This is a genomic window from Streptomyces sp. NPDC091287 (assembly GCF_044768525.1).
GTDB lineage: Bacteria > Actinomycetota > Actinomycetes > Streptomycetales > Streptomycetaceae > Streptomyces.
The window spans coordinates 75,591-93,054 of record NZ_JBIVUV010000027.1; the positions used below are offsets into that span (position 1 = coordinate 75,591).

Below are 17,464 nucleotides of genomic sequence, written 5' to 3' on the forward strand. Positions count from 1 at the left end.
CTGGGACTCGGCAGGAGCTGTGTGACCGCTGTGACAGTTGTCGCGGTACGGGTTCGACCGCGCAGCTCGCCGAAGAGTTGCCCGGAGAAAGATCACGGATTGGGTACGGGTGTGTTCCCGACGCCCTTCACGTTCGCGCCGGCCTCCGCCGTCCCCTTCGGCGGCACCACGGGGATGCCCAGGAACGGCAGCTTCAGCGCGCCGAACGCCTCCTTCGGCACGGTCGGCGCGAGAGGCTCGACGGGGGTGAGCCGCTCGTAGGCCTGGCCCTGCTCCGGGCGCGGGTCCGTCTCTCCCTTGTTGGGCCAGAAGGACATCGCGCGCTCGGCCTGGGCCGTGATGGTCAGCGAGGGGTTGACGCCGAGGTTGGCGGAGACCGCGGAGCCGTCGACGACGCTGATGCCGGGGTGGCCGTACAGGCGGTGGTACGGGTCGATGACGCCCTCGTCGGCGTTCGCGCCGATCGGGCAGCCGCCGAGGAAGTGGGCGGTGAGCGGGGTGCCCATCAGTTCGCCGACGTTGGAGCCGGCGAAGCCGTTGATCTCCTCGGCGAGCAGGGTGGCGCTGTGGGTGGCCTCCGGTATCTGGGTCGGGTTGGGCGCGCCGTGGCCCTGGCGGGCGGTGAGCAGGCCCTTGCCGATGCCACCCGGTTTGCGGTACGTCGTCAGGGAGTTGTCCAGCGACTGCATGACCAGGCCGATGATGGTGCGCTCGGACCAGTGGTGGTTGGAGAGCGAACGGGCGGCCAGGGTGGGGTGCTTGACCATGTTGGCGAGCCAGCCGCGCACCCGGTGGGCCCCGTAGGGGACCTGGAGTATCGACATCGCGCCCATGGCGTTGGAGCCCTTGCCGTAGCGGACGGGCTCGATGTGGGTGTTGTCGTCGGGGTGGATCGAGGAGGTGATCGCGACGCCCTGCGAGAAGTCGGCCTTCGCGGTGCCGTGCTTCTTGCGGTAGCGGCGGTCGCTGGTCTGGGAGCCGACCAGCGCCTCGGAGTTGGTACGGGTCAGCTCGCCGAGCCTCGCGGAGAGCCGGGGCAGCAGCCCTCGGTCCTTCATGGTGTGCAGCAGGGTCTGGGTGCCGTACGTGCCCGCGGCGACGACGACCTTTCGGGCGCGGAGCTTCGTGGGCTTCGCCCTGCGACGGCGGTCGGTGGGGACGGTGAGGACCCGGTAGCCGCCCTCGGGGTCGTCGGTGACCGCGACGACGGAGGTCATCGGGTGGATGACCGCTCCGGCCTTCTCGGCGAGGTGGAGGTAGTTCTCGTTGAGGGTGTTCTTGGCGCCGTGGCGGCAGCCCGTCATGCACTCGCCGCACTCGGTGCAGGCCTTGCGGGCGGGGCCCGCGCCGCCGAAGTACGGGTCGGGGACGGTGCCTCCGGGCCTGGCCCTCGCGGTGCCGTCGGCGTCCTTGCCGTCGCCGAAGAAGACGCCGACCGGGGCCAGGTGGAAGGTGTCGCCGACGCCCATGGCCTCGGCGGCGGCCTTGAGGTGGATGTCGGAGGGGGTCATGGTCGGGTTGAGGCGGACCCCGAGCATGCGGCGGGCCTGGTCGTAGTACGGCTTCAGCTCGTCCTGCCAGTCGGTGATCGAGGCCCACTGCCGGTCCTCGAAGAACGGGGCGGGCGGCACGTACAGCGTGTTGGCGTAGTTGAGCGATCCGCCGCCGACCCCGGCCCCGGCCAGCACCATGACGTTGCCGAGGAGGTGGACGCGCTGGATGCCGAAGAGACCCAGCGCGGGGGCCCAGAGGTAGTTCTTCAGGTCCCAGGAGGTCTTGGGGAGGGTGCCGGGGGTGAAGCGGCGGCCCGCCTCCAGGATCCCGACCCGGTACCCCTTCTCGGTCAGCCGGAGCGCCGACACCGCGCCCCCGAAGCCGGATCCGACGACCAGGACGTCGTAGTCGTACGCGGCGTCGTCCTCGGCCGGCACAGGGCTCGCCGACACAGGGCTCGCCGGAACAGGGACCGTCGGCGCGGGGCTCATGGCCTGTTTCTGGGCAGGGCTGTCCTGGGACATGGCACTCCTCGGAACGGAATCGGTACGAAAAGGGCGGAAGTCGCTACGGCTCCCGGGGCGTTCAGCGCAGCCGGAACGCCTTCATCGCCTTGAGGCTGCTGGTCATGAGCGCGGCGTACTTCTCGTCGTCCAGCCCGAAGGAGGGCGCGAGCGGCATCAGCCGCTGCTGGGCGACGGTCTGGGCCTCGGTGTACTTGAGGATGCCCTCGGAGCCGTGCCGTCGGCCGAGGCCGGAATCCTTCATGCCGCCCATCGGGGCCTGGACGCTGCCGTAGGCGGGGGCGAACCCCTCGTTGATGTTGACCGTGCCGGTGCGCAGCCGGGCCGCGACCTGGTGACCGCGGCGGGAGTCGGTGGTCCAGACGCTGGAGTTGAGGCCGTACGGGGTGGCGTTGGCCAGCGCGATCACCTCGTCCTCGTCGCTGAAGCGGTAGATCGAGACGACCGGCCCGAAGGTCTCCTCGGTGCAGACGGCCATCGGGGCCTCCACCCCGTCGAGGATGGTCGGCTCGTAGAACAGCGGGCCGATGTCGGGGCGGGCGACGCCGCCGGCGACGAGCTGCGCACCCTTCTCGACGGCCTCGTCGACGTGGCGCGTGACGGCCTCCAGCTGGCGTTCGCCGACGAGGGAGCCCATGTCGGCCCCGTAGGCGAGGGCGCTGCCGAGCCGCATGGCCTTCGTCCGGGTGGCGAAGCGCTCCACGAAGTCGTCGGCGACGGACTCGTGGACGTACAGCCGCTCGATGGAGATGCAGAGCTGTCCGGCGGAGGCGAAGCAGGCGCGGACGGCTCCGGCGGCGGCCTTCTCGACGTCGGCGTCCTTCAGCACGAGCATGGCGTTCTTGCCGCCGAGCTCCAGGGAGACGCCGACCAGCCGGGACGCGGCGCCGACGGCGACCTCGCGGCCGGTGCGGGTGGAGCCCGTGAAGGAGACGTAGTCGGCGCGGCTGACGACCTCGGGTCCCACGACGGGGCCCTCGCCGAGGACGACCTGGAAGACCTCGGCGGGCAGTCCGGCCTCGATCAGCAGGTCGCGGGCCCACAGGGCGGTGAGCGCGGTCTCCGTGTCGGGCTTCATCACGACGGCGTTGCCGGAGACGAACGCGGGCAGCGCGTCGCCCACGGAGAGTTCGAGCGGGTAGTTCCAGGGGGCGATCTGGCCGACGACGCCGCGCGGCTGGCGCAGTTCGGTGACCTTGGTGAGGATCGGGACGACGCCGGTGTGGCGGCGGGGCTTGAGGTAGGCGGCGGCCTTGCGCCCGTAGTGGCGGGCGGCGATGGCGATGGCCTGCACCTCCTCGTGGGCGTGCAGGCGGGCCTTGCCGGTCTCCAGCTGGATGAGGTCGAGGACCTCGGACTGGCGGCTGAGGACGAGGTCGTGGAAGCGCAGCAGGACTGCGGCGCGCTGCCGTACGGGGACGGCGGCCCAGACGGGCTGGGCGGCGCGGGCCCGGTCGAAGGCGGTGGCGACGTCCTCGGGGGTGGACTCGGGCAGGTCGGCCAGCTTCTCCCCGGTGAAGGGGGTGTGGTTGGCCGTGCGGCCCGACCCGACGACGCCACGGGTCAGCTGGGCGATCACCTCGGGAGTGACCACGTCGGCGGCGTTGCGCACCCCGGCGGGGGCGACCGCCACGGGGTTCGTACCGAGAGGGGCGTCAGGGGCCTGCGAGTCCGTCATGAGGCCGAGAGTATGTCCAGCCGCAGCCTTTGGGTACCCGTGGGTAACAGTTTTTCACAGGACCCGCCACCCCTGCCGGGCACCCTCCTCGAACGAGCCAGTGATCGCTGGCGACATAACCGCTGATCAGTGGCTATGCAGCCGACCGCCGCCCGGCGGTCGGCCCGCGGCACTCAGGAAGCGTGAATCTTCAGCCCCTCGGTGACCTCGGTGAAGATCGCGTCGCCGTCCTTCGCCGCCTGCCCCTCGGCGGGCATCCGCACGCGCACGTGCCAGTAGGGGTCGCTCTTCTTCTCGCCGGGGATCAGCAGCTCCCGGAAGCGGTAGCGCACCGGGTCGTCGTCGGACGAGGCGTAGGGGACGAACTCGGTGGTCATCTCGACCGCCCTGCGCCCCTCGTGCGTGGCGTCCTTGTACGTGACGGAGGCTTCCTCCATCTGTGTGGTGCTCTTCCCGCCCTTCTCGTAGTACGCCTTGCGGGCCGCCGGGTCGACGCCGGGGTTGTCGTCCGAGGTGTCGTCGCTCTTGACGGGGCGATGCCAGAAGACGATCTCGAAAACGCCGCTGGGGTCCGCGTACCAGACCAGTTCGCCGTCGTCGTCCTCCTGGACCCTCTTGTACTCCTCCGGCACGGCGACGTCCGCCGACAGGACCTCGTTCTCCGGCCGGACCTGCCAGCCCTCGGGCGGTCCGTCGCCGGCGAACGGGTTCAGCAGGAGCAGGACGAGCGCGACCGTCACCGCCAGCGCCCCGCCGCCGAGCGCGAACTGGGCGACGCGGTTGCGGTGCAGGACGGGTGGCACCCACTTGCTGCCGCCGCCGCTTCCGCCCACGGGGACCGTCCCGTACGCGGAGGTCGCCCGCGCCGGGGCCGGGGAGGCCAGCTGCTGGAGCGTCCGGCGGACCTCGGCGGCCGGCGGGCGCGCGGCGGGGTCCTTGCGGAGCAGCTGCATGACGAGGGTGCCGAACGCGCCCGTGCCCCGGGCGGGCACCTGCGGCTCGGCGGACAGCACGGCCTGGAGGGTGGCCGGGGTGTGCGAGCGGCGGTACGGGGACATCCCCTCGACCGCCGCGTACAGCACGACGCCCAGCGACCACAGGTCCGACTCCGGTCCGGGGCGCTGTCCGAGGACCCGCTCCGGTGAGATGTACTCGGGCGAGCCGACGAACGCGCCGGTCTCGGTGAGCTGCTGCTCGCCCTCGACCTGGGCGATCCCGAAGTCGGTGAGGACGACCCGGTCGCCGGTGCCGAGCATGACGTTGTCCGGCTTGACGTCCCGGTGCAGGATGCCGATCGCGTGGGCGGCCATCAGCGCGTCGAGGACGGCGAGTCCGATCCTGGCCGCCTCGCGGGGGTCCAGGGTGCCTTCCTGGAGGCGGTCGCCGAGCGACGGTCCGCGCACCAGCTCCATGACGATCCACGGCTTGCCGTCCTCGACGACCACGTCGTGGACGGTCACGACGGCGGGGTGGTCGATCCGGGCGGCGGCCCGCGCCTCGCGCTGCATGCGCTGGTGCACCATGCTGTGCTCGCGCTCGCCGAGGTGTTCCGGTACGCGCGGTTCCTTGACGGCCACCTCACGGTCGACGACCTCGTCGTGGGCCCGCCACACCGTGCCCATCCCGCCGTGCCCGAGCCGGGCGAGCAGCCGGTAACGCCCGCCGATCAGCCGGTTCACCGCACTGTCCGGGACGCCCGCGTGGACGGTGGGGGACGGAATAGGCGCCGGAGGTGAGGGATACGGCACGGAATGCGGCGCGCCGAAGCCCCCCGGTGTCTGCGGCGGCTGGATTCCGTAGCTGGTGGGCTCGTTCGCCCGTCCCCCGTGATCTGTCATGTACCCCATCCTGGTTCACGCGCCGGGCCGGGCACCACCGAGGGTGGTCACCGGATGCGGAGCCGTGACCGTCTCGCGACCGGGCCGGAGCATCGGGCACCCGCCGGGCGGCGTGCTCACTGCTGGGGTTTCGGCGCGCTCCAACTGCGCAGCATGATGTCGAACTTCTCGCGGCTGGCCTCCCAGCCCTCCTGCGGGGCCGTCAGATACAGCGCGTACTCGGGGCCGCCCGAACCGCCGTAGTACATCTGGTCGATCCCGTGCCGGGGCCCCGGGTGGTCCTTGGTCTCGTTCCAGGTGAACTCCCAGAGGGCACCCGGCCGGTCGCGGAAGGTGTTCTTCTCCATCCCGATCCGCTGATAGCCCGGCAGCCGCTCGGAGAGCTGCTCCTCCATGTTCTCCATGTGCAGATACGGATGCTCGAAGTCCGGGTCCGGGTCGACGCTGATGCGGATCCGGTGGGCCCCGCCGTCCGGCGTGTAGTCGATCTGCCCGTCCTGGACCTGCCGGGTCCAGTCCACCGGCACGACCAGGCTGAACCCGGCCGGGTCGTCGACCCGGCGCCAGCCGTCGGGTACCTCCGGCACCCCCTTCGACGAGGCGGCCGGCTCCGGGGAGGTCTGCTCCGCGGAGGGTGTGCTGCCCGCGGCCGTGCCGCCGCTCGTACCGCCGGGGGCGTCCGAGCCCTCCCCGTACTTCATCGCGAACAGCCCGGCCGCGCCCCCCAGGACGGCGGCGGCGACGACCACGACGAGCACCGTGCGCCAGCGGGATCCGGTGCGCCGGGTCACCGGGGCGGAGGCGGGGCCGGTGACCGGGGCGGCGGTGTCCGGGCCGGGGGCGGGCGTCGGCGTCGTGGCGGGGGTCGTTCCGGGCAGCCGGGCGGTGGCGCCGTCGGAACCGTCGGCGCCGTTGGGGCCGCCGTCCGTGTCCTGGTAGCCGTACCGGGCGTCCTCGGGGAAGCGCTGGGTCGGCACGTGCGCCTGGGCGGCCCGGGGTTCGCGGCCGTCCATCGCGTCCAGCAGCATCTGCTCGGTCTGGGCGGCCGTGGGCCGGTCGTCCGGGTCCTTGCGGAGCAGCGCGGTGATCACGGCGCCCAGCGGGCCGGCGTTGACCGGGGCGGGCGGCTCCTCGGTGACGACGGCCTGCATGGTGGAGATCGGGGACGTACGGCGGAACGGGGAGGTCCCCTCGACCGCCGTGTACAGCGTCGCCCCCAACGACCAGAGGTCGGAGGCCGGCCCCGGGTCGCCGCCGCGTACCCGTTCCGGGGCGAGGTAGTCGATGGAGCCGACCAGTTCGCCGGTACGGGTGATGGTGGAGTCGCCCTCGATCGCGGCGATCCCGAAGTCGGTCAGCAGCACCTGACCGTCGCGCGCCAGCAGCACGTTGCCGGGCTTGACGTCGCGGTGCAGCACCCCGGCCGCGTGCGCCGCGCGCAGGGCGCTCAGGACGTGCAGCCCGATCCGGGCCGCCTCGCGCGGGGCGACCTCGCCGCTCTCCTTGGCGGAGTCGGCGAGTGAGGGCCCGTCGACGTACTGCATGACGATCCAGGGGCGGTTGTCGTACTCGATCACGTCGTGGACGGTGACGACGCCGGGGTGCGTGATGCGCGCCGCCGCCCGCGCCTCCTTCTGCGTCCTGGCGTGCAGGACGAGCCGGTCGGCCTCGGCGACGTACAGCCCGGCGGTCAACTCCTTGACGGCGACCGTGCGGTGCAGCACCTCGTCGTGGGCGCGCCAGACCTTGCCCATGCCGCCCCGGCCGAGGACGTCGCCCAGCCGGTAGCGCCCCGCCAGCACCAGTCCCGCGTCCGTGCTCTGTGATCGATCCACGTGATGTCCCCGCCCCGTTCCTCGAATGGCCAGATTACGGAGGCGCGGCGGTGAGGCGGAACCGGGGATCGCCCACGAGACCGCACTGTGATGGTTGTCGACACCGCACAACGCCCGTGACGGAGCAGTGGCGATGACGTGTAATCAGGCTCGGGGACAAACGGTCACGTACGCGCGGTCGGGTGTGACCGGCGGTCAGGTGACCCGGTACGAGGCGATGGCCTGCTCGTAGATCTCGGTGACCTTGTCCCGGTCGCTCTCGGGCCCGATGACCTGGATGACGTGGTACCTGCCGTCGACGATCATGGCGAGATTGCGGACGTACACCTCGCGCCCACCGCTCTCCTGCCAGGTGAACTGCCCCTCGGCCATGGCCTGCCGACCGACGTCGACCCGGCGCAGTCCGGACGAGGAGGACCAGGTGGAGTCGCGGAACGGCTGGAGCTCGGGCTCCTTGTCCCGCTGGTAGTCCAGCGGATCGCCGCCCCCCGCCTTCACCGTGTCCCGGCCGGGCACCACGAGCAGGGTGAACCCGTCGCTGCCGTAGCGGATCTGCCGGTCCGCGTTGGCGGGGCTGCGCTGCCAGTCCTTCGGTACGCCGACCTGGAAGCCCTCCGCGTCCTCGCGGAGCGCGTAGCCGGGGGCGAGCGCCACGGCCGACCGGCTGGTCTGCGGCTGCTGGGAGCCGGGATCGGCGGACCCGTCCGCCGAGGCGGACGGCTCGGGCTCCCCCGAGGCGGCGGGCGGTGCGGCGGAGCCGGCGGGCGACGCCGGCGCTCCGCTGTCCTTGCCCGGTTCCTGCTCCGGCAGGAACATCACGGCGTACGCGACGGCGGCGGCCATCAGCAGCAGGATGAGGACGAGCAGCAGCCGGCCCAGGCTGCGCGGGGAGGGGGACTCCTCGCCCCGGCGCGGCGGTTCCCGCAGCACTCGGGGCCCCTTGGGCGCACGGGGTGTGCGGGCCGGGCGCTCCTCCTCCCAGGTCTCCACGGGCATCCGCACGGACCGGTCGGGCGGCAGCAGCGATTCCTGCCGGTCGCGCTGCTTGCCGCCATCGCTCTGCTTCGGCGGTTGCTGACGCTTCCCCTGGCGGTGCCTGCCGTGCGCCGAGCCGCCGCCGAAACGGCCCCGGCGCCGGCGGACCAGCTCGCCCCGGCGGCGTACGACGGGGAGCCGGGTGGCGTCGGGCGCGGGCAGGGTGACGACGTCGGCGCCCGCCTCCGGCTCCGGCGCGGAGCGCACCAGCGAGCGCAGCCAGCCGCGCAGCTCCTCGAAGTCGGGCCGCTCCGTGGGGTCCTGGCGCAGCAGCGACTCGACGACGGGCCGCAGCGGGCCGCACTCCTCCGCGAAGGCGGGCGGCTCCCCGCACACCATCTGGACGAGCTCGGCCGCGTTCTCCTCGGGGTAGGGGGCGTGGCCCTGGACGGCGCGGTAGAGCAGTGCGCCGAGCGCCCACAGGTCGGTGGAGGGGCCGATCGGGGGCGCGAGCTGCCAGTTCTCGTGGACGGGGCCCGCCTGCTCGGGGGCCCAGCGCTCGGTGACGGCTCCGACGACGGCGATCCGTGCCTGGCGGGCGCGTTCGGCGGCGAGCGGGGTGGCGGGGCCCCGGTAGACGGCGGGCTCGTCGCCGCCCGCGACGGCGTCCTCCCAGGCCCCGGGGGCGGTCCGCCCGCCCCGGGGCGGGGCGGTGCGGGCGAGCTGCTTGGGGGCCGGGGCCGGCGGGCCGGGCCGCCGGGAGTCGGCGCGCAGCGCGTCCTCGCCGGAGCCGCCCGCGGAGACGGGCCGCGCCCCGGGTCCGTCGTCCCAGGTCCCGGCGAGGTGCACGCGGCGGCCCGGCGGCCGGGGGCCGTCCTCGTCGTCCTCGTCGTCCTCGTCGTCGTAGGGGTCCTCAGCGGGGATGCCCCAGGGGGAAGTCAGTCCGGGGGCCACGGGGGCGCCGGGGGTCGGGGCGCCCGGCGCCGGGCGCTGCGGCGGGAGGATGCCGGTGTCCGCGTCCGCGTCCGCGTCGGCTCCGGCTCCCGTGACGCCGCTGGTGCTCGGGGTGGGCGCGCGCCCTTCCGGCGGCGACTTCGTGAGGTCGGCCGGGGCGCGGTCGGTCTGCTGCCGGTCCTCGGTGACCCGGGCGGCGGCCCGTGCGCCCGCACGGTAGGCGGCGATGGCTCCGGCGCGCGCGGCCCGCAGCTGGGCGGCGCTCGCGGCGCCCGGCTCGGCGGGGGGCGGCACGGCGGTGTACGGGACGGCGGGGGCGGCGGGGCGCGGGACGATCTCCTGCCCGGCGTGCGACGCGAAGGGCTCGGCTTCCGGGCCGCCCGACGGCAGGTCGTACCGGTCGCCGGGCCGGTCCTCGGGCCGGTCGCCGGACCGGTCCTCGGGCCGGTCGCCATACCGGTCGTCGCCCCTGTCGTCGTCCCGGCGCGGTGCGTAACCCTGCGGCAGCGACGGAACGGAAAGCCCCAGGTCCCCCTGGCCCCCCCGGTCCGCCCGGCCGTCACCGCCGTCGCCGCCGACGTCTTCGGTGTACTCCTGGACGTCCGCGTCCGCGTACTCCGCGTACTCCGCGTACTCCGCGTACTCCTCGACGGCCGCGTAGCCCTGGCCGTCGTCGACGGATCCGTAGCCCTCGACCGGCGCGTATTCCGTTTCGCTCCTGGCCGACGGGAGCGCGTAGGCCCCGTCGAGCTCTCCCGGCGGGGCGGCCTCGACGGCCGGGATGCCGTACGTCGTGGGGCCGGCCACCGGGTCGGTGTCGGGCGCCGGTCCGGGGGCGTATCCGCAGAGCGCCTCCTCGGCGGCGCCCGCCGCGAGACCGGTGAGCATGACGCGGCCGTCGTCGCACACCAGGACCGTGCGCACGGTGATGTTGCGGTGGGTCCAGCCATGGGCGTGCAGTACCCGCAGGGCGGTGAGCACGTCGGAGCCGATCTCGGCCGCCCGATAGGGGTTGAGGGGGCGTTCGGCGAGGAGGGCGGCGAGCGGACGGGCCGCGACGAGCTCGCTCACTATCCACAACGAGCCCGCTTCGGCGAACACGTCGAAGACCTGGTCGAGCCGGGGGTGATCGGGCACCTGGGCGGCGGCCTGCGCGGCCTCGATCGCCCTCCGGACCGCCGGGTCCGTGCTGCGCCGGACCGCTCGCCCGGTGGCGCGTCCGGACGCGGAGGGCTGCCCGTTGACGTCGAGCACCTCCGCGTCCACGATCTCCGGCAACGGCACCTGGCGGACCAGGACTTCCTGTCCGCTGTAGGTGTCGAACGCCCGGGTCTCGGCCAGTTCGTACCCATCGGACGGGGGCAGCGGAAGGCGGTAGCGGTCGGCAAGCACCCGACCCGCATAGTCGTCCACGACGCCTCCCCAGAGCGCGCTCTTCCCCCGGTCACCCAAGGCGCACTTATCCGTCAGTCACGGTCATTCGGCGGACAATTGACCCGCTGTTCCGGCTGCGTACGGTCTCCGGCCTCTTACGATACGTGGCAACGCGGGCCGACGGGCCGGGTCGCGCCAACCCGGTCCGCACAAACGTTTCCCATCGACCGGTCCAGGACGTTCTCGACCGGTCGACGGGCGTGCCGGGCGGTCAGCCGGTGGGCGTGAACGTGGCGAACGCCGTTTCGCGCAGCGTCCGGCACTCGTCGCCCTCCCACTCGTCCGCCTTGCAGCTGATCATGATCGAGTAGCCGCGCTTGGCGTCCACCTTGAATCCCCGGTTGAGCACCTTGACCCGGACACCGTTGTGGTTGCGCTCGAACGTCCAGTCCGCGACGGTCGGATAGCCGTTGTACTCGACCTTCTTTATGCCGCCGTGCTTGTAGCCGTCGCTGAGGACCTTGGCGCTCGCGACGGCACCGCGCCAGGCGGCCGCCGCGTCGTCCTTGGGCGAGCTGTTGAAGTCGACCTGGACGCGGGGGAAGCTGCCCCGCTTGTCGTTGTAGATGCCGCCGGAGTTGCTGCCCGCGATGGCGGTGCGCTTGAAGCCCTCGGGCATCGCCATGGTGAAGTGGAACCGGGTGTCGGTGACCTTCTCGTACCCGGCGGGCAGGGCGTCGCCCGGGGCCGCCCCGTCGTCCTCGGCGTCGTCGGAACCGGAGTCGTCGGCGTCGTCGGAGTCGTCGGCGGACGGGTCGGCGGAGGCCCGGCCGTCGTCCGTGCCCTGGCCCTCCTTCTGACCGCCGCCCTTCTCGCCGGCCGAACCGCCGCCGGTGTCGGCGCCCTTGTCGTCGGCGCCGCCGGCCGAGGCTCCGGCCGAGGCGGCCGTGTCGCCGCCCTTGTCCGCGTCGTCGCCGCCGCCGAGCGTGAGCGCGAGGACCGTGCCGAGAATGGCCAGCGCGACAACGGCCGCGATGATCGCGAGGGTGCGGCGCGGCACCACGTCGGTGATCGAGGCACGCGTGGACGCGATCGAGGACGGCGGGCGCTGCCCGGGTTCGGATCCACTCGCCGCCGCGGACTTCGGGGCGCCGGCGGGCGCCGCGACGGCTCCCTTCCCGGTCGCCGGGGTGGACGCGGCGGGTTTCGCTCCCGGGGCGGAAGTGCTGGGCGGCGACGGAGGCTTGGGCGGGGTGGCGGGCGGGCCGCCGGCCGCCGCGGCCGGAGAGCCCGCCGCCGCGGCCGCCGCACCCGCCGCGGCCGCCGCAGGGGTCTTCGCGTTGCGCACGGAGCGCAGGGCTCCGCGCAGCCGGTCGCGGGAGCCGCCGCCGGACTCGCCCGACCCGGTGGACTGCTTCGGCGGCTTCGGGGCCTTGGGCTGCTTCGGCGCCCTCTTGACGAGGGGGTCGGCGGCGGGCGCCGGCGGCAGCGCCATGATCTGGGTGGAGTCCGCGGGGGCCGGAGCGGGAACGTCGGGGGCGTTGATGACGTCGTTGAGCAACGCCCGCGCCCCGGCGTCGTCGAGGCGCTGGTCGGGGTCCCGGGCGAGCAGCCCGTAGATGACCTCGGTGAGCGGGCCGGCGTTCTTCGGCGGGTCGAGCGGTTCGGTCATCACGGCCGTCAGGGTGGCGATGGCCGAGCCCTTGTCGTACGGCGGGCAGCCCTCGACGCTCGCGTACAGCAGTCCGCCGAGGGACCACAGGTCCGCGGGCGGGCCCGGCTTGTGACCGCGGGCCCGTTCCGGCGAGATGTACGAGGGGGCGCCGACGAGCATGCCGGTGGAGGTGACCGACGGGTCTCCCTCGACCTGGGCGATGCCGAAGTCGGTGAGCACGACGCGCCCGTCCTCGGCGATCAGCACGTTGGACGGCTTCACGTCGCGGTGCAGGATGCCCTCGCGGTGCGCCGAGCGCAGCACGTCGAGGATGGCGAGCCCGACCTCGGCGGCCCGCCTCGGCGTCAGCGTGCCGTCCTCGCGGATCGCCTCGGCGAGCGACTTGCCCTCGATCAGCTCCATGACGATCCACGGGCGGTCGTCCTCGTCGACCACGTCGTAGACGGTCACCGCGCTGTTGTTGCGGATCCGTGCGATCGCCTTGGCCTCACGCAGGGTGCGCGTGATCAGCCGGCGCTTCTCGTCCTCGTCGATCGCCCCGGGGAACCGCAGTTCCTTGACCGCGACCGTGCGGCCGAGCGTCTCGTCGTCGGCGCGCCAGACCGTACCCATGCCGCCTCGGCCGAGCACCTCACCGAGCCGGTAGCGCCCCGCGAGGAGACGACCGTTCTTGTCCCGTTGGGGCTCCCGTGCCTGCTCCGCCTCCGACATGCGTCCCCTCTGCGATCAACCCGCCCTGGCAGAGCGTTCATTGTCCCTCACCCCGGGACCGGTCCTGGTGCCGGGTCCGGGGTCCGCCGCGCTGCGGTCCGAAGAGGGAAGCCCCCACAGCCTCCTACCAACCCGGCCTCCCCGTCCAGGCCGGACCGGGCCGCCGCCGCGGCTCCACCGGGCCGGCGGAGCCCAACTGGCCCGGTGAAGGCGGGCGGTGACTGCGGCGCGGAGACTCGCGGGCCCCGGGAGGGCGTGTCCTAGATCGGCACAATGTCCGGTGCGCCGAGCCGGGCCGCGTCCGCCGTGAGGTCGTCGGGCTGCCGCTGCGATTCGCGTTCGGCCTCCACCCGCTTCTCGTAGTGCTCGACCTCCCGGTCGACCCGCCCCTCGTCCCAGCCCAGCACCGGCGCCATCAGCTCCGCGCAGAGCCGGGCGCTGCGGGTGCCCCGGTCGAAGGTCTCGATGGAGATCCGGGTGCGCCGGGTCAGCACGTCGTCCAGATGGCGGGCGCCCTCGTGGGAGGCCGCGTAGACGATCTCGGCGCGCAGATAGTCGTCGGCGGCGGGCAGGGGTTCGCCCAGGGTGGGGTCGGCGAGGATCAGTTCCAGAATCTCCTCGGTCATTGAGCCGTACCGGTTGAGCAGATGCTCCACCCGGGCGACATGGAGTCCGGTCCGGGCCGCGATCCGGGCGCGCGCGTTCCACAGGGCCTTGTATCCCTCGGCCCCCAGGAGCGGGGTGTCCTCGGTGACGCAGGCGGCGACCCGCTGGTCGAGTCCGTGCACCGCCTCGTCCACCGCGTCCTTGGCCATGACCCGGTACGTCGTGTACTTGCCGCCCGCCACGACGACGAGGCCGGGTGCGGGGTGGGCCACCGTGTGCTCGCGCGACAGCTTGCTGGTGGCGTCCGACTCGCCGGCCAGCAGCGGTCGCAGTCCGGCGTAGACGCCCTGGACGTCGTCCCTGGTCAGCGGGGTGTTCAGGACGGAGTTGACGTGCTGGAGGAGGTAGTCGATATCGGCGCTGGAGGCGGCCGGGTGTGCCTTGTCCAGGTCCCAGTCGGTGTCCGTGGTGCCGATGATCCAGTGCCGGCCCCAGGGGATGACGAAGAGGACGGACTTCTCGGTGCGCAGGATGAGGCCGGTGGAGGAGTGGATGCGGTCCTTGGGGACGACCAGGTGGATGCCCTTGGAGGCCCGGACGTGGAACTGTCCGCGCTCGCCGATGAGACCCTGGGTGTCGTCGGTCCACACGCCGGTCGCGTTGACCACCTGCTTGGCCCGGATCTCGTACTCCGTGCCGCCCTCGACGTCCCGCACGAGCGCGCCCACGACCCGCTCACCCTCGCGGAGGAAGCCGATCACCCGGGCCGCGTTCGCCACCTGCGCCCCGTAGGACGCGGCGGTGCGCACCAGCTCGGTGACGAAGCGGGCGTCGTCCATCTGGGCGTCGTAGTACTGGAGGGCGCCGACCAGGGCGTCCTTCTTCAGCGCGGGGGCGACCCGCAGGGCGTGCTTGCGGGAGAGGTGGCGGTGGACGGGGAGGCCGCGGCCGTGGCCGGAGGAGACCGACATCGCGTCGTACAGCGCGACGCCGGAGCCAGCGTAGAGCCGCTCCCAGCCCTTGTGCTGCAAGGGGTAGAGGAAGGGCACGGGCTTCACCAGGTGCGGGGCCAGCCGTTCCAGGAGCAGCCCGCGCTCCTTGAGCGCCTCCCGGACCAGGGCGAAGTCGAGCATCTCCAGATAGCGCAGACCGCCGTGGATCAGCTTGCTCGACCTGCTCGATGTGCCGGACGCCCAGTCGCGCGCCTCGACCAGGCCGGTCGAGAGGCCTCTGGTGGCGGCGTCCAGCGCCGTGCCCGCGCCGACCACACCCGCCCCCACGACCAGCACGTCCAGTTCGCGCTCGGCCATGGCGGCGAGCGCGACGGTGCGCTCGGCGGGTCCCAGTGTCGCTGTCCTCACTGCTGCCTCCCGGTTGATCGGGGTGGTCGGAGACGGGAGTGCCACCCGGCCGAGGGGCCGGCCGCCCGTGTCCACCCCTCGATTCTGTCCGCGCTCCCCGAGTTCAGCCACCGCCTGTGGACAACACCCGGGCGACCGGAGCCACACAATGCGACATATAGGTCATATTTACGCCTAGTCTGACATTGCACTGTCCACAGCAGTTGCGATCTTCGCTCTCCGCACTTAGGGGGTCTTCCTGTATGCCCGCAGACCTCGCCGTCATCGGACTCGGTCACCTCGGCCTGCCCCTCGCCCAGGCCGCCGTGACCGCCGGGATCGACACCGTCGGCTACGACCCCGACCCACGCCCCTACGCGGAACTCAGAGCGGGCCGCAGCCCGGTCGAGGGCACCCTCACCGCGTCCGAGATCCGCCGCATGCTCTCCGGCGGCTTCCGGCCCACCACCAACGCCGCCGAGCTGGGCCGGGTCCGTACCGCCGTGATCTGCTCCCCCACCCCGCTCGGCCCCGACCGGGGAATCGACCTCACCGCCCTCCGCGACGCCGCCCGCGCACTGGCGGCCCGGCTGCGCCCGCACACCACCGTGCTGCTGGAGTCCGCCGTGCCGCCCGGCACCACCGAGAACGTCCTGCGCCCCCTGCTGGAGGAGGGATCCGGGCTCGTCGCCGGACGCGACTTCCACCTCGCCTGCTCCCCCGGCCGGCTCGACCCCGGCAACCGCACCCACGTCCTGGCCAACACCCCCAAGGTCATCGGCGGCCTCACCCCCGCCTGCACCGAGTCGGCCGCCGCCTTCTACGGACGGCTCACCGACAAGGTCGTCCGGGCCCGCGGACCGCGCGAGGCGGAGATGACGAAGGTGCTGGAGACCAACTTCCGGCACGTCAACATCGCGCTGGTCAACGAGATGGCGGTGCTCTGCCACGACCTCGGCGTCGACCTCTGGGACGTCATCCGGTGCGCCGAGACCAAGCCGTTCGGCTTCCAGCCCTTCCGGCCGGGACCCGGCGTCGGCGGACACGGCGTCCCGGTGGACCCGGGCTGCCTGCCCTACAGCACCCGCACCCCGGGGCACCCGCTGCGGATGGTCTCGCTGGCGCAGGAGATCAACGACCGGATGCCCAGTTACGTCATCCAGCGCTGCGCCACGCTCCTCAACGAGCACGGCAAGTCCGTCCGGGGCGCGCGCGTCCTGCTGCTCGGCGTCACCTACAAGCCGGACAGCGCCGACCAGGAGGCCGCCCCCGCCCGCGAGATCGCCACCCGACTGATGGACATGGGCGCCCAGATCGGCTACCACGACCCGCACGTCCTGGACTGGCGGGTGCGCGAACGCCCCGTCCCGCGCGCCGACTCGCTGTACGAGGCGGCGGCCGCGGCCGACCTGACCGTACTGCTCCAGCAGCACCGCACCTACGACCTCCAGGGCCTCGCGGTCAAGGCCCAACTCCTCCTGGACACCCGGGGAGCCACTCCGGCGGGGGCGGCTCACCGGCTCTGAGGACGGTACGGGAGGCCGAAAAGGAACGCCGGTGACCGATTCCGGTGCGTACTGCTACCCTGCGGCGTCACAGCGCGCACATACGTGCGCAACCGCACACTCGTGCGCAGCCATCCAGGGGGAGCCCCACCGTGAGTCAGCCCGTGCAGCCGCCGAACCAGCCCCAGCAGCCCTACGGCGGTCAGCCCGTCGACGGCAACCCGTACGCCGGCCAGCCGGGCCAGCCCGCCCCCGCCCCGACCGGCAACCCGTACGGGCAGCCCGCCCCCTCCGACCCGACCGGCAACCCCTACGGCCAGCAGCCCCCGGCCCCGACCGGCAACCCGTTCGCGGGTCAGCAGCCCGGCCAGAGCGCCCCGTTCGGCGGCGGCGCGCCCTTCGCCCCGGCGCCCCCGGCCCGCAACAACATCCTGCTCGGCGTGCTGGTCGCCCTGGGCGCGGCCGTCGTCGCGGGCATCCTGTACGGCGTGATCGCGGGCTCCATCGAGCGCGAGGTCGGCTACGCGGCGGTCGGCGTCGGCTTCCTGGTCGGCTTCGCGGCGAGCAAGGTCGGCGGCTCCAACCCCGCGGTCATCGGCGCCGCGGCCGTCTTCTCGATCGGCGCCGTCTACCTCGGGCAGCTCGTCGGCATCTCGATGGTCCTCTCCGACCTGGCGCAGATCCCCTTCTCCGAGGTCATCGGCGACCACTTCGGCACCGTGACGGAGGCCTGGTCGCAGGAGGCGGACTTCATGACCTACCTCTTCCTCGCCCTCGGCGCGGCCGCCGCCGTCGGTGGCGCCAAGAAGGCCGGCTGACGCCCCGCAGGACCCATACGGAAGGGCCCGGACCATGGAGACGGCGGTTTCTAGGGGTCGTCGCAACACGTGGTTGTGTTGGTCAGGCCGTGAGCAGTTTATGCAGGCGCTCGGCTGGGGTTTCCCAGCCGAGCGTT

At 73.1% G+C, this 17,464-nt stretch carries 9 protein-coding genes; 2 read left to right on the forward strand and 7 right to left on the reverse strand.

Annotated features, from left to right (window positions below; translation table 11 throughout):
• Positions 1 to 92 precede the first annotated feature (92 nt).
• From ACIQRW_RS35050 to ACIQRW_RS35080, 7 genes are all read right to left on the reverse strand, one after another.
• Positions 93 to 2,018 (reverse strand): GMC oxidoreductase, encoded by a 1,926-nt coding sequence (locus ACIQRW_RS35050; protein WP_403768495.1) that lies wholly within the window; start codon positions 2,016 to 2,018, stop codon positions 93 to 95.
• 61 nt (positions 2,019 to 2,079) lie between these two features.
• Positions 2,080 to 3,696, reverse strand: coding sequence for a succinic semialdehyde dehydrogenase (locus ACIQRW_RS35055; RefSeq protein WP_403768497.1), 1,617 nt, complete (start codon positions 3,694 to 3,696; stop codon positions 2,080 to 2,082).
• A 173-nt stretch (positions 3,697 to 3,869) separates the two neighbouring features.
• Positions 3,870 to 5,534 carry a serine/threonine-protein kinase gene (locus tag ACIQRW_RS35060; protein WP_403768500.1) on the reverse strand — a complete coding sequence of 555 codons (1,665 nt, stop codon included), beginning with the start codon at positions 5,532 to 5,534 and terminating at the stop codon, positions 3,870 to 3,872.
• 116 nt (positions 5,535 to 5,650) lie between these two features.
• The gene (locus ACIQRW_RS35065) at positions 5,651 to 7,369 is read right to left on the reverse strand and encodes a serine/threonine-protein kinase (protein WP_403768503.1); all 1,719 of its coding nucleotides are present in this window, start codon (positions 7,367 to 7,369) and stop codon (positions 5,651 to 5,653) included.
• A gap of 195 nt (positions 7,370 to 7,564) precedes the next feature.
• On the reverse strand, positions 7,565 to 10,711 hold the full coding sequence (locus ACIQRW_RS35070) for a protein kinase (RefSeq protein ID WP_403768506.1): 3,147 nt from the start codon (positions 10,709 to 10,711) through the stop codon (positions 7,565 to 7,567).
• Positions 10,712 to 10,943: 232 nt separating this feature from the next.
• Complete coding sequence (locus ACIQRW_RS35075; RefSeq protein ID WP_403768509.1) at positions 10,944 to 13,058, reverse strand: serine/threonine-protein kinase; 2,115 nt, start codon at positions 13,056 to 13,058, stop codon at positions 10,944 to 10,946.
• 260 nt (positions 13,059 to 13,318) lie between these two features.
• Complete coding sequence (locus ACIQRW_RS35080) at positions 13,319 to 15,025, reverse strand: glycerol-3-phosphate dehydrogenase/oxidase (protein ID WP_265599821.1); 1,707 nt, start codon at positions 15,023 to 15,025, stop codon at positions 13,319 to 13,321.
• Between the two features lie 242 nt (positions 15,026 to 15,267).
• Here ACIQRW_RS35080 and ACIQRW_RS35085 point away from each other — a divergent pair, with 242 nt between their 5' ends.
• Together ACIQRW_RS35085 and ACIQRW_RS35090 are read left to right on the forward strand one after the other, a co-directional pair.
• Positions 15,268 to 16,530, forward strand: coding sequence for a nucleotide sugar dehydrogenase (locus ACIQRW_RS35085; RefSeq protein ID WP_403768512.1), 1,263 nt, complete (start codon positions 15,268 to 15,270; stop codon positions 16,528 to 16,530).
• A gap of 131 nt (positions 16,531 to 16,661) precedes the next feature.
• Positions 16,662 to 17,327, forward strand: coding sequence for a hypothetical protein (locus tag ACIQRW_RS35090; protein ID WP_403768515.1), 666 nt, complete (start codon positions 16,662 to 16,664; stop codon positions 17,325 to 17,327).
• Positions 17,328 to 17,464 lie beyond the last annotated feature (137 nt).